Raw genomic sequence first — 13,856 nt, forward strand, 5'->3', positions numbered from 1 at the left:
TAATGTCATCGATTAGAACGATAGGAAAAATCTTATGGGCTTCAAATGGCGCTCTGGGGGCAACAATAAAGCTATAAATCAAGAGCAGGAGTTGTGATGAATGAATGATCAACTGACCGCAATCCACACGGAGCTTCTCATGATGAAAGAAGAACTTCAATCAAGATTATTTGAATATTCTTGCTTTCAAATGTCAGCATCTGTTGAACCTTCAATGAACGACCAAGAAGCAACTCTGATCTATCATATAAAAGAAGAACTTCAGGATGTTCTTCTTGCCCTGTCTAAGTTTGAAAACAATACGTACGGTTATTGTGAAAAAACAGGCGCCCCCATTCCGATTGACAAGCTCGCGGTATTGCCGACGGCCAGAACTGCTGATGATTTTTATTATCCCGCTCAATTTGAAAAGAAAACCCTTCCATACTGGGTATCCGGAGATTATGCATATGATCAGGCGCTGTATGAGTGACAGCGTCTGTCTTCATGCCCTTATGATCTGCCTTTACTCCGGCATCTTTTACTGATAAAATTCATAAAGGATAAAAGTAACTGTATACTGGAGGAACGTGTGTGCTTTATTATCTTATCGCTCTTTTTATTATTATTGCCGACCAATTAACCAAATGGCTTGTCGTCAGCCATATGGAATTGGGACAAAGCATACCTGTCATCGATCAGGTGCTTTATATCACCTCTCATCGCAACACGGGAGCGGCATGGGGAATTTTAGCCGGCCAAATGTGGTTTTTCTACGTCATTACCATCGCCGTGATTATCGGAATCGTTTATTACATACAGCGTTATGCAAAAGGGCAGATGTTACTCGGAATTTCTCTCGGCTTAATGCTGGGAGGTGCAGCCGGAAACTTTATCGACCGGGCGGCACGCCAGGAAGTAGTCGATTTTATTCACGTCATCATCGTGAATTATCACTATCCGATTTTTAATATCGCGGACTCCTCACTGTGCGTCGGCGTCATACTTTTATTTATTCATATGCTGTTTGACAGCGGGAAAAAGAAGGAGCAATAACATGAATCAATTTGAGATAACCGTTCAGCCTGAACAAAAAAGCGAACGGATTGATAAATTTTTGGCCGCAGCAGGAGAAAACTGGTCACGCACTCAGGTGCAGCAATGGGTGAAAGAGGGACTGGTAACCGTTAACGGCAAATCCGTCAAAGCCAACTACAAAATGCAGCCCGGCGATCAGGTAACCGTCACCATTCCTGAACCGGAAGAACTGGACGTGCTTGCAGAGCCGATGGATCTGGATATTTACTATGAGGATCAGGACGTCTTGGTTGTGAACAAACCGCGGGGCATGGTCGTACATCCGGCGCCCGGCCATGTGACAGGGACGCTCGTAAACGGACTGATGGCTCACTGCAATGATCTTTCAGGCATTAACGGCGTCATGCGCCCGGGAATCGTCCATCGTATTGATAAAGATACCTCCGGCCTGTTAATGGTCGCCAAAAACGATATGGCGCATGAATCACTCGTTAATCAGCTCGTCAATAAAACCGTGACGAGAAAGTACACAGCGGTTGTCCACGGGTTGATTTCACATGATGACGGAACGATTGACGCTCCGATCGGAAGAGATAAGAAAGACCGTCAAAGCATGACCGTAACAAGAGAAGGCAGCAAAAACGCCGTCACGCATTTCCACGTGCTTGAGCGTTTTCAAGACTTCACGCTCGTAGAGTGCCGTCTTGAAACCGGAAGAACGCATCAGATCCGCGTTCATATGAAATATATCGGGTTTCCTTTGGCAGGCGATCCGAAGTACGGACCGAGAAAAACCATTGATTTCAACGGCCAGGCGCTTCATGCCGGAATATTAGGTTTTGATCATCCGCGGACGGGCGAATACATGGAGTTTGAAGCGCCCCTTCCTGAAGATATGAAAAAACTCATTGAACATTTGAGAAATAGCCATTGACAGCGACTTTCTTTTCTGAAATAATAAAAACAAGCTGAATAGATTCTTTAACACAGTCCAGAGAGGCTGAGAAGGATAACGGAAAGGACAGAAGAGATACGTGTGTGTCTTCGTCCTGGAAAGGAACCCCTCTATGCTCTGGCAGGAGGGGTTTTTTCTTCTTATATACGAATGGAGAGGTGTCACGAGTGAATCAAAAAGCTGTTATTCTCGACGAACAGGCCATCAGAAGGGCGCTCACAAGGATAGCCCATGAAATGATCGAACGGAATAAAGGAATGAATGACTGCATTCTTGTAGGGATTAAAACAAGAGGCATTTATTTAGCAAAGCGGCTGGCTGAACGGATTGAACAGATTGAAGGAAATCCGGTCACCGTCGGAGAAATTGATATTACCCTTTACCGTGACGATCTCACAAAAAAAACGAGCAATGAGGAACCGCTTGTAAAAGGCGCGGACATTCCGGCTGATATCACAGACCAAAAGGTTATTGTGGTCGATGATGTGCTTTATACCGGCCGAACGGTGAGAGCGGCGATGGATGCACTCGTTGATGTCGGACGGCCGTCATCGATACAGCTTGCCGTGCTTGTCGACAGAGGGCACCGGGAGCTGCCGATCAGAGCGGACTATATCGGGAAAAATATCCCGACTTCAAAAGCTGAAAAAGTGATGGTTCAGCTGAGTGAAGTTGATCAGACTGATATGGTCGCCATATACGAAAATGAATAATCACCCTTTTTAAATGCATTCCAGAGAGTCTGCAAAGAGGATTTTAAAACACAAAGCCGGGCGGATCGACGCGGCCGGGTTTTGTATGCCTCTTTGCGTAAGCAAAGAGGTTTTTTTATACCATTTGAAAGTCAACCGGGAGGAAAACGCCATGAGTAAGAAAAAAGTAAACCTGGGAGTCAGGGACGTCCCCAATCCATTGTCCTGGCTGTCATTCAGCCTGCAGCATTTATTCGCCATGTTCGGCTCAACCATACTCGTGCCGAAACTGGTCGGAATGAGCCCGGCAGTGGCGCTTGTCACGAGCGGAATCGGGACACTCGCCTATCTCTTGGTGACAAAAGGCCGGATTCCCGCTTATCTCGGCTCATCATTCGCTTTTATTTCACCGATTATCTTGGTGAAAGCGGCGGGAGGGCCGGGGGCTGCCATGGTCGGCGCCTTCCTGGCGGGAATTGTGTACGGCCTGATCGCACTGCTCATCAGGCAGCTTGGAACGGGGTGGCTGATGAAGCTGCTGCCGCCGGTGGTCGTCGGACCGGTCATCATCGTCATCGGCCTCGGATTGGCGAGTACAGCCGTCAATATGGCAATGTATGCCGATCCGAATGCGAAGGAACTCGTCTACAGCCTGAAACATTTCAGTGTAGCCGGCGTCACTTTGGCCATCACCATTATCTGCGCCATCTTTTTACGGGGATTTTTAAGCCTGATTCCGGTATTGATCGGCATTATAGGCGGCTATCTGTTTGCACTGACGCAGGGCATCGTCAATTTCCAGCCGGTCATTGATGCAAAATGGTTCGCCGTTCCTGAATTTATCATCCCTTTCAAAGACTATACGCCGTCAGTGACGTTGGGCATTGCGGCTGCGATGGTGCCGGTCGCTTTCGTGACGATGTCAGAACATATCGGCCATCAAATGGTGCTGAGTAAAGTTGTCGGGCAGGATTTCATTAAAAAGCCGGGACTGCACCGCTCCATAATGGGGGACAGTGTTGCGACGATCATCGCTTCGTTAATCGGCGGCCCGCCGACGACGACATACGGCGAGAACATCGGAGTACTGGCAATTACAAGAGTGTTCAGCGTCTTTGTCATCGGCGGCGCCGGCGTGATTGCGCTGTGCTTCGGATTTATCGGCAAAGTTTCGGCGCTGATCAGCTCTGTTCCGTCAGCGGTTATGGGAGGCGTTTCCTTCCTGCTCTTCGGAATCATCGCCTCCAGCGGCTTGAGAATGCTGATTGACAACAACATTGATTATGAAAACAAGCGAAATTTAATTATCACATCCGTCATCCTCGTGATCGGCGTCGGCGGTGCGTTCATTCAAGTATCAAAAGGCGGGTTTCAAATATCCGGCATGGCGCTTGCGGCAATCGTCGGAGTCATTCTGAACCTTGTCCTGCCGCACACAAATGACGAAGACACGGACGTAACGGAAAAACAAAATCATATGTAAACCTTTTAAAGAAAGTCCAGAGAGGCTTGGAAGGGTTATAACGGGAAGAAGCTGTACGCCGCTTCTCTCTTTAACCGCACCCCGAGTCTATAGACCGGGGTGTTTTTTACGGCCTTCAAGCGGAAACGGAGGAGAAAAAACATGAATCATTTAACGGCGATGTCTGAACTGAGCGCGGCTGAAATTACAGAACTGCTGCGTGAGGCAAAAGCGATAAAAGAGGGTACAGTCCGCCCTGATCTCGCGGGAAAATTCGTTGCGAATCTGTTTTTTGAACCGAGCACGAGAACGCGGTTCAGCTTTGAAGTGGCGGAAAAGAAACTCGGAATGAACGTGCTCAGCTTAGACGGCACGAGCACAAGCGTTCAAAAAGGCGAGTCCTTATACGACACGGTCAGAACACTGGAATCAATCGGAGCGGACGCCTGCGTCATCAGGCACAGCACGGATGAATATTACAAAGATCTGATAGATAGAGTCAATATTCCGATCTTAAACGCAGGCGACGGCTGCGGCCAGCATCCGACTCAGTCATTGCTCGATTTAATGACGATTCAAGAGGAATTTGAGACCTTTCAGGGCCTGACGGTTTCTATTCATGGTGATATCAAACACAGCAGGGTGGCAAGGTCAAATGCCGAGGTGCTGACAAGGCTCGGCGCACGCGTGCTGTTTTCAGGGCCGCCGCAATGGCAGGATGAGAAAAACGCCTTCGGCACCTGTGTACAGACGGATGAAGCCATACAAGCTTCAGATGTCGTCATGCTGCTCCGCATTCAAAATGAAAGGCATCAGACAGAAGCCGACCAAAAAGGCTACCTGGAAGCATACGGGCTGACCGCAAAGCGGGCGGAAAGCATGAAGCGGCATGCCATTATCATGCATCCCGCACCGGTGAACAGAGGAGTCGAAATTGACACAACATTAGTAGAATGCGAAAAATCAAGAATTTTCAAACAAATGGAAAATGGTGTGTATATCAGAATGGCAGTCTTAAAAAGAGCACTGCAAACCAATGCGAAAAGGGGAGAAGCGGCTTATGTCTTATCTCATTAAAAATGGCTGGATGTTAAATGAACAGGGAGAAAAAGTGAAACAGGATATCCGGGTAACAGGAGAAATCATTGCGGAAACCGGCATTCTGACCGCACAAGACGGAGAAACGGTGATTGATGCTGACGGACTGTTCGTCTCACCGGGACTCGTGGACCTTCATGTGCACTTCAGAGAACCGGGCGGTGAGAAAAAAGAAACCATTGAAACTGGCTCTAAAGCTGCGGCGCGCGGCGGTTTTACCACAGTCGCCGCCATGCCGAATACAAGGCCCGTGCCGGATACGAAAGAGCAGATGGAATGGCTGCAAAACCGGATCAAAGAAACCTCATCTGTCAGGGTTCTTCCTTACGCATCCATTACGATCAGACAAACCGGCCAAGAAATGACAGATTTTAAGGCGCTTCATGAAGCGGGCGCGTTCGCCTTCACCGATGACGGTGTCGGCGTTCAGACGGCCGGAATGATGTATGAAGCCATGAAACGGGCGGCTTCAATAAATAAAGCGATTGTCGCTCATTGTGAGGATAACTCACTTATTTACGGCGGAAGCGTGCATGAAGGATCGTTTTCCAAAGCGAACGGCCTGAACGGCATACCTTCCATTTGTGAAGCGGTACATATCGCCCGTGACGTGCTTCTGGCGGAAGCGGCGGGCTGCCATTACCACGTGTGTCATATCAGCACGAAAGAATCCGTCAGAACCGTAAGAGACGCAAAAAAAGCGGGAATCCGCGTGACAGCCGAAGTGTCGCCGCACCACCTGCTGCTTTGTGACGAAGATATCCCGGGGCTTGATACCAATTTTAAAATGAATCCGCCGCTTCGCAGCAAAGAGGACAGAGCGGCGCTGATCGAAGGGCTTTTAGACGGAACGATTGATTTCATCGCCACAGACCATGCGCCGCATACAGAAGAAGAGAAAAACACGGACATGAAGCTTGCGCCTTTCGGTATCGTCGGTTTAGAAACAGCCTTTCCGCTTCTGTACACACATTTTGTGAAAAACGGGACGTGGACGCTGAAGCAGCTGGTTGATTTCATGACAACAAAACCTTGCGAGGCGTTCGGTCTTCCGTATGGAACGCTTGCACCGGGCGCACCGGCTGACATCACCCTGATTGATCTGGAAAAAGAAGCGGCCATTGACAAAGATACATTTTTATCTAAAGGAAAAAATACGCCATTCAACAAGATGAAGTGCTTCGGCTGGCCTGTTGCAACGATGGCTGCCGGTAAGCTTGCATATGAAGAAGGGAGACTCGTCAAATGAAAAGAAGACTAGTGCTGGAAAATGGAGCGGTATTTGAGGGTGAAGCATTCGGGAGCCTGGAGCATACCGCGGGTGAAGTCGTATTCAACACGGGAATGACCGGTTATCAGGAAATTTTATCAGACCCTTCCTACTGCGGGCAGATCGTGACGCTGACGTATCCTCTGATCGGCAACTATGGGATTAACAGAGATGACTTTGAATCCATCACTCCTTTTGTAAAAGGGCTGATCGTAAAAGAACTGTGCGAGCTGCCTTCCAACTGGAGATCTGCTTACACGCTTGACGAGTATTTAAAAATGAAAAATATCCCCGGCTTACAAGGGATTGACACGCGAAAGCTCACAAGAATGATCCGCACGGCCGGTGCATTAAAAGGAACATTTGCATCTTGCGAGGAGGATGTCGAAGCGGTTCTGGCACGTCTGAAAGAAACGGAACTGCCGAGAAATCAAGTCGCTCAAGTATCGGCGAAAACGGCTTATCCGAGTCCGGGCCGCGGCAAACGCATCGTACTCGTTGATTTCGGCATGAAGCACGGCATTTTAAGAGAATTAAACAAACGAAAATGTGATGTCATCGTTGTGCCGTACAATGTAACGGCGGAAGAAGTGCTCCAACTGAAGCCGGACGGCATCATGCTTTCTAACGGACCCGGAGATCCGAAAGATGTGCCGGAAGCGATTGAGATGATAAAAGGCATACTCGGGAAGGTGCCGTTATTCGGAATCTGTCTCGGCCATCAATTATTTGCGCTGGCATCAGGAGCAGATACGGAAAAAATGAAATTCGGACATAGAGGCTCCAACCATCCGGTTAAAGAGCTTGCGACAGGGAAAGTCGCTTTAACCGCTCAAAACCACGGATATACAGTTTCTTCTATAGATGAGACGGAGCTTGAAGTGACGCATATTGCGATCAATGACCAAACGATCGAAGGCCTCAAGCATAAAACATTGCCGGCATTTACGGTTCAATACCACCCCGAAGCTTCACCGGGGCCGGAAGATGCCAATCATTTATTTGACAGATTCATTGACTTGATCGAAACAACTGAGAAAGAAGGGGAAGCGGTATGCCAAAACGCGTAGATATTAAAAAGATTTTAGTGATCGGATCAGGCCCGATTATTATCGGGCAGGCGGCGGAATTTGATTATGCGGGCACGCAGGCGTGTCTCGCTTTAAAGGAAGAAGGTTATGAAGTCATTCTCGTTAATTCAAATCCGGCAACCATTATGACGGATACGGAAATGGCAGATCGGGTATACATCGAACCGCTGACGACGGAATTTCTCACACGTATCATCAGAAAAGAACGGCCGGATGCCATCCTGCCGACCCTCGGAGGGCAGACCGGACTGAATCTTGCCGTCGAGCTGTCTGAACTCGGGGTTCTCGAGGAATGCGGAGTGGAAGTGCTCGGCACAAAACTGTCCGCCATCCAGCAGGCGGAAGATCGCGATTTATTCCGTACGTTGATGAATGAGCTGAATGAACCGGTGCCGGAAAGCGAGATCATCCGCACTTTGCAGGAAGCCGAGGAATTTGTCGGCCGGATCGGGTTTCCGGTTATCGTGCGCCCTGCTTACACTTTAGGCGGAACGGGAGGAGGCATCTGCTCGAATGAAGCGGAGCTGAAAGAGATCGTCGAAAACGGATTAAAACTAAGCCCCGTCCATCAATGCCTATTGGAAAAAAGTATCGCCGGCTACAAAGAGATCGAATATGAAGTCATGAGAGACAGCAGAGATCATGCGATCGTCGTCTGCAATATGGAAAATATCGACCCGGTCGGCATCCATACGGGCGACAGCATCGTCGTTGCTCCGAGCCAGACGCTGAGCGACCGGGAATACCAGCTTTTGCGCAATGTTTCATTAAAGCTGATCCGCGCGCTCGGCATAGAAGGCGGCTGTAATGTTCAGCTCGCGCTCGATCCCGACAGCTTCCAATATTACATTATCGAAGTGAATCCGCGGGTGAGCCGCTCATCAGCACTCGCCTCAAAAGCGACGGGTTACCCGATCGCAAAGCTTGCGGCGAAAATCGCAGTCGGGCTTTCTCTTGATGAAATGATGAATCCCGTAACGGGAAAAACATATGCGGCTTTTGAGCCCGCGCTTGACTATGTCGTGTCAAAAATCCCGCGCTGGCCGTTTGATAAATTTGAATCGGCAAACCGCAGACTCGGAACGCAGATGAAAGCCACCGGAGAGGTCATGGCTATCGGACGCACCCTTGAAGAATCGCTGTTAAAGGCAGTCCGCTCATTGGAAGCCGATGTCTATCACCTGGAATTGAAGGATGCGGAAGAGATTTCTGACGGACTTTTGGAAAAACGGATCAGAAAGGCCGGAGATGAACGGCTGTTTTACCTTGCAGAAGCGTTCAGAAGAGGCTACACAGTCGAACAGCTTCATGAGTTTTCCGCAATTGACGTCTTCTTTTTGCACAAGCTCTGTAAGCTGGTCGCTTTTGAAACCAAGCTGAAAGCGGAAAAAGGCAGCCTCACCGTCCTGCAGACAGCGAAGGAACTCGGTTTCTCCGACAAATACATCAGCCGGGAATGGAATATGCCGGAACAAGAGCTGTACCAAATGAGAAAAGAAGCAGCCATCAAGCCTGTATATAAAATGGTGGATACGTGCGCGGCGGAATTCGAATCAGAAACCCCGTACTTCTACAGCACATATGAGGAAGAAAATGAATCAGAAGTGACATCAAGAAAAAGCGTCGTCGTCCTCGGCTCCGGCCCAATCCGCATCGGACAGGGCGTCGAATTTGACTATGCGACCGTTCACTCTGTCTGGGCGATCAAGCAGGCAGGCTATGAAGCGATTATTATCAACAACAACCCTGAGACAGTGTCAACTGATTTCAGCATCTCAGACAAGCTGTATTTTGAACCGCTGACGGTTGAAGATGTCATGCATATCATTGATTTGGAACAGCCGGAAGGCGTCGTCGTCCAATTCGGCGGCCAGACGGCGATCAATCTTGCGGAAGAATTGAGCGCCCGCGGCGTCAAGATCCTCGGCACATCACTTGAGGATTTAGACCGTGCGGAAGACCGGGATAAGTTCGAGCAGGCGCTTGAGGCGCTGAACGTGCCGCAGCCGCTCGGAAAAACAGCTGTGTCGGTGAATGAAGCGGTCAAAATTGCCGCATCCATCGGCTATCCGGTACTTGTCCGCCCTTCATATGTGCTCGGCGGCCGGGCGATGGAGATCGTCTATCACGAAGAAGAGCTGCTTCACTATATGAAAAATGCGGTCAAAATCAACCCGCAGCATCCGGTGTTAATCGACCGTTATCTGACGGGGAAAGAAATCGAAGTCGACGCCGTATCTGACGGCGAAACAGTCGTCATCCCGGGAATTATGGAGCATATCGAGCGGGCCGGCGTCCATTCAGGGGATTCAATCGCCGTCTATCCGCCTCAGTCTTTAAGCGGAGACATTAAGAAAAAAATCGAACAATACACTGTAGCCTTGGCAAAAGGCCTCAACATCGTCGGTTTGCTGAACATCCAATTCGTCCTGTCGCAAGGTGAAGTGTATGTGCTTGAAGTAAATCCGCGGTCAAGCAGAACCGTGCCGTTCTTAAGCAAAATCACAAAAATTCCGATGGCGAATCTGGCGACAAAGGTCATTCTCGGCCAAAAGCTTGCTGATTTCGGCTATCAAGAGGGACTGCAGCCTGAACAGCAGGGGGTATATGTGAAAGCGCCTGTCTTCTCATTCGCGAAGCTGAGAAGAGTGGATATTACATTAGGGCCTGAAATGAAGTCGACGGGAGAGGTCATGGGCAAAGATTCAACTCTTGAAAAAGCGCTCTATAAAGCACTGATTGCCTCTGGCATTCAAATTCCGAATTACGGCTCGGTGCTGTTGACCGTTGCTGATAAAGATAAAGAAGAAGGACTTCTGATCGCGAAGCGGTTCCATGCTATCGGCTATAACATCATGGCGACGGAAGGAACGGCCGCTTATTTGAAAGACGCTCAGATTCCGGCTCAGGTTGTCGGGAAAATCGGCGAAGAAGGGAAGAATCTCATCGACGTCATCAGAAACGGAGAAGCGCAATTTGTCATCAATACGCTGACAAAAGGAAAACAGCCGGCCAGAGACGGCTTCAGAATCCGCCGTGAATCCGTTGAGAACGGAGTCGCCTGCCTGACATCTTTAGATACGGCCGAAGCCATTTTGCGGGTGTTGGAAAGCATGACATTCCGGGCGGATCATATGCCTGCATCTGAAACCAATCAAAAGGCGGCCGTTACGGTATGAAGAAAGCGCACTTGACTGTTCAATCCAACTCAGAAATTGCCGACCGGATTTATAAGATGGTGCTGAAAGGAGAGGTTGTCCGGCACTTTACCGAGCCGGGACAATTTCTTCATCTGAAGGTAAGTGACGCGGTCACGCCGCTATTAAGAAGGCCGCTCAGCATTGCGGACGTCAATTTCGCCGCGGATGAAGTATCCGTTATCTACAGAGCTGACGGTGAGGGGACGCGTCTTTTGTCTGAGAAAAAAGAGGGCGGCAGGATAGACGTTCTCGGCCCTCTCGGCAACGGATTCCCCGTCCGGCGGATAGAACCCGGCAAAACCGCGCTGTTAGTCGGAGGCGGAGTCGGGGTTCCGCCTTTGCAGGAACTGTCAAAGCGACTGACGGAAAAAGGTGTAAACGTTATTCACGTGCTTGGGTTTCAATCAGCAAAGGATGTGTTTTACGAACAGGAATGTCTCGCGTACGGAGATACCTACGTGGCGACTGCTGACGGAACATATGGAGAAAAAGGATTTGTCACCGATGTCATCCGCGAAAAGCAGCTCGAATTCGATGTCCTGCTCAGCTGCGGGCCGACACCGATGCTGAAAGCGCTGAAGCAGCAGTACGGCCATAAAGAGGTTTACCTTTCGATGGAAGAGCGGATGGGCTGCGGAATAGGGGCTTGCTTCGCCTGCGTGTGCCGTACGGGCGAAAGCGATACGTCGTATGTAAAAGTCTGCCTTGACGGGCCGGTATTTAAAGCTGAGGAGGTGGCGCTGTAATGTTAGAGGTGAATCTGCCGGGTCTCCAATTGAAAAACCCGATCATCCCCGCTTCCGGATGTTTCGGTTTCGGGAAGGAATATGCCGGATTTTACGATTTATCATGCCTCGGAGGCATCATGATTAAAGCCACCACGAACGAAGCGCGCTTCGGAAATCCGACACCGAGAGTGGCGGAGACAAGCGCGGGAATGCTGAATGCCATCGGACTGCAAAATCCCGGTCTGGAGCATGTGCTCAATCATGAGCTGCCTTGGCTCGAACAGTTTGACACGCCGATTATCGCAAACGTCGCGGGTTCTCAGGTGGAAGACTATAAAGAAGTGGCCGAACGCATCAGCCAAGCGCCGAATGTGCATGCGCTTGAGCTGAACATCTCGTGTCCGAATGTCAAAACGGGCGGTATTGCTTTTGGAACTGATCCCGTCATGGCGGCCGATCTGACAAAAGCGGTGAAAGAAGTTTCCTCAGTGCCTGTGTATGTGAAGCTTTCTCCTAATGTCGCAAACATAACCGAAATTGCGAAAGCGATTGAAGCGGCCGGTGCTGACGGGCTGACGATGATTAATACACTTGTCGGAATGAGGCTCGATCTTAAGACGGGACGGCCGATTTTAGCAAATAAAACGGGCGGACTGTCAGGCCCGGCAATCAAACCGGTCGCCATCCGGATGGTATACGAAGTCAGCCAGGCCGTTGAAATTCCGATTATCGGGATGGGCGGCGTCCAGACCTCAGAAGATGCATTAGAATTTCTTCTCGCCGGAGCGAGTGCGGTTGCCGTCGGGACGGCCAACTTCGTCAATCCGTTCGTCTGCCCGGAAATCATTGAACAGCTCCCTCATGTGCTGCGCCAATACGGTTATCAATCTGTAAGTGAATGCATCGGAAGGAGCTGGAAACATGCAAAACAACCTGCCCATCATCGCGCTTGATTTTGCATCAGGAGAAGAAACTTTAGCGTTTCTAGATTTGTTTGAAAAGGAAAAGCTGTTTGTCAAAACGGGGATGGAACTTTTTTATCAGGAAGGACCCGCCATCATTCATCAATTAAAAGAACGGAACTGTGATATATTTTTAGATTTGAAGCTTCATGATATTCCGACTACAGTCAATAAAGCGATGAAGCGGCTTGCGGGCCTCGGCGTTGATCTCGTCAATGTACATGCCGCAGGGGGCGGACGCATGATGCGCGCAGCTCTTGAGGGGCTTGAAGAAGGCACCCCGGCAGGCAAAAAACGCCCGTCATTAATCGCAGTCACCCAGCTGACGAGCACTTCAGAGCAGATGGCGAAGGAAGAGCTTCTGCTGCAAAAGCCGCTGTCAGAAACGGTTGTGCATTACGGCAAAATGGCTGAAGAGTGCGGGCTGGACGGCGTGGTATGTTCGGTTCATGAAACAAAAGCCATTTATGAAGCGGTCCGGCCGTCATTTCTGACAGTCACGCCGGGCATCCGCACGGCCAATGACGCCGCTGATGATCAAGTCCGGACGGCGACTCCGTCATTTGCGAAAGAAAACGGTTCGTCTGCCATTGTCGTGGGCCGTTCAATTACAAAAGCGGAAAACCCCGTTAAAGCATATGAAGCCATTAAACTGGAATGGGAGGGCGTTCGCCGATGAAACAGGCTATCGCAAAACATCTATTACACATTGAAGCTGTCTTTTTACGCCCGAATGAGCCGTTTACGTGGGCGAGCGGCATTTTATCGCCGATCTATTGTGACAACCGTCTGACATTGTCGTATCCAAAAGTGAGAAATGATGTGGCGGACGGGCTCGGCAGACTGCTGAAAGAGCATTTCCCCGAGGCGGAGATGATCGCGGGCACTGCAACGGCAGGCATTCCGCATGCTGCGCTTCTCGCAGACCGTACAGGCGCTCCGATGTGCTACGTCAGAAGCAAACCGAAAGCGCACGGCAAAGGAAATCAAATTGAAGGCGCCGTTAAAAAAGGACAAAAAACAGTCGTGATTGAAGACTTGATTTCTACCGGTGGCAGCGTGCTTGAAGCTGCGGCGGCCCTTCAAAGAGAGGGCGCGGAAGTTCTCGGCGTCCTTTCAATTTTTACATACGGACTGCCGAAAGCAAGAGAAGCCTTTAAAAAAGCGGGTCTGCCGTACTACTCGTTAACAGATTATGACACGCTGATTGAAGTAGCGCTTGAAAACGGAACGATACATTCAGATGACATTGAGAAACTGAGATCATGGAAACAGAATCCCGAGTCAAAAGATTGGTTTAAAAAATAATGACAATAAAAACAGGCCTCAGGGCCTGTTTTATTATTCCTATCAAAAAACTCGGGTTGACTTCTGTTAGAAT

Annotated in this window: 13 protein-coding genes; all 13 read left to right on the forward strand. The window is 49.6% G+C overall.

The genetic code is table 11. The annotated features are described in order from the left end of the window. Positions 1-100 precede the first annotated feature (100 nt). The 13 genes from ICW23_RS03360 (at position 101) to pyrE (ending at position 13,783) form a co-directional block, all read left to right on the forward strand. Positions 101-472: a TraR/DksA family transcriptional regulator gene (locus ICW23_RS03360; RefSeq protein WP_095240746.1), complete on the forward strand. Its 372-nt coding sequence runs from the start codon at positions 101-103 to the stop codon at positions 470-472. A gap of 101 nt (positions 473-573) precedes the next feature. Continuing rightward, on the forward strand, positions 574-1,035 hold the full coding sequence (gene lspA, locus ICW23_RS03365) for a signal peptidase II (RefSeq protein WP_016936189.1): 462 nt from the start codon (positions 574-576) through the stop codon (positions 1,033-1,035). A 1-nt stretch (position 1,036) separates the two neighbouring features. After that, positions 1,037-1,951 (forward strand): RluA family pseudouridine synthase, encoded by a 915-nt coding sequence (locus ICW23_RS03370; RefSeq protein ID WP_016936188.1) that lies wholly within the window; start codon positions 1,037-1,039, stop codon positions 1,949-1,951. Between the two features lie 188 nt (positions 1,952-2,139). Further along, entirely contained in the window at positions 2,140-2,685 is a 546-nt protein-coding gene (pyrR, locus tag ICW23_RS03375) for a bifunctional pyrimidine operon transcriptional regulator/uracil phosphoribosyltransferase (RefSeq protein WP_003154392.1), read from the forward strand. A gap of 151 nt (positions 2,686-2,836) precedes the next feature. Next, a complete protein-coding gene (gene pyrP, locus ICW23_RS03380; RefSeq protein WP_095240745.1) occupies positions 2,837-4,147 on the forward strand; it encodes a uracil permease PyrP in 1,311 nt (436 codons plus the stop codon). Between the two features lie 141 nt (positions 4,148-4,288). Beyond that, complete coding sequence (locus ICW23_RS03385) at positions 4,289-5,203, forward strand: aspartate carbamoyltransferase catalytic subunit (protein ID WP_045926091.1); 915 nt, start codon at positions 4,289-4,291, stop codon at positions 5,201-5,203. Further along, entirely contained in the window at positions 5,187-6,473 is a 1,287-nt protein-coding gene (locus tag ICW23_RS03390) for a dihydroorotase (protein WP_016936185.1), read from the forward strand. The genes ICW23_RS03385 and ICW23_RS03390 overlap by 17 nt, the downstream gene beginning before the upstream one ends. Further along, positions 6,470-7,564, forward strand: a complete 1,095-nt coding sequence (locus ICW23_RS03395; protein ID WP_016936184.1) for a carbamoyl phosphate synthase small subunit — start codon at positions 6,470-6,472, stop codon at positions 7,562-7,564. The genes ICW23_RS03390 and ICW23_RS03395 overlap by 4 nt, the downstream gene beginning before the upstream one ends. Further along, the gene (gene carB, locus ICW23_RS03400) at positions 7,549-10,764 is read left to right on the forward strand and encodes a carbamoyl-phosphate synthase (glutamine-hydrolyzing) large subunit (protein WP_016936183.1); all 3,216 of its coding nucleotides are present in this window, start codon (positions 7,549-7,551) and stop codon (positions 10,762-10,764) included. The genes ICW23_RS03395 and carB overlap by 16 nt, the downstream gene beginning before the upstream one ends. Continuing rightward, positions 10,761-11,531, forward strand: a complete 771-nt coding sequence (locus tag ICW23_RS03405) for a dihydroorotate dehydrogenase electron transfer subunit (RefSeq protein WP_188154032.1) — start codon at positions 10,761-10,763, stop codon at positions 11,529-11,531. Before carB ends, ICW23_RS03405 begins: the two co-directional genes overlap by 4 nt. Continuing rightward, entirely contained in the window at positions 11,531-12,466 is a 936-nt protein-coding gene (locus tag ICW23_RS03410) for a dihydroorotate dehydrogenase (protein WP_188154033.1), read from the forward strand. Before ICW23_RS03405 ends, ICW23_RS03410 begins: the two co-directional genes overlap by 1 nt. Next, entirely contained in the window at positions 12,435-13,154 is a 720-nt protein-coding gene (pyrF, locus tag ICW23_RS03415) for an orotidine-5'-phosphate decarboxylase (protein WP_188154034.1), read from the forward strand. Before ICW23_RS03410 ends, pyrF begins: the two co-directional genes overlap by 32 nt. Then, positions 13,151-13,783, forward strand: a complete 633-nt coding sequence (gene pyrE, locus ICW23_RS03420; protein ID WP_045926097.1) for an orotate phosphoribosyltransferase — start codon at positions 13,151-13,153, stop codon at positions 13,781-13,783. Before pyrF ends, pyrE begins: the two co-directional genes overlap by 4 nt. Positions 13,784-13,856: the final 73 nt, after the last annotated feature.

Origin of the sequence: Bacillus sp. 1021 (assembly GCF_014534735.1) — a bacterium.
GTDB lineage: Bacteria > Bacillota > Bacilli > Bacillales > Bacillaceae > Bacillus > Bacillus siamensis.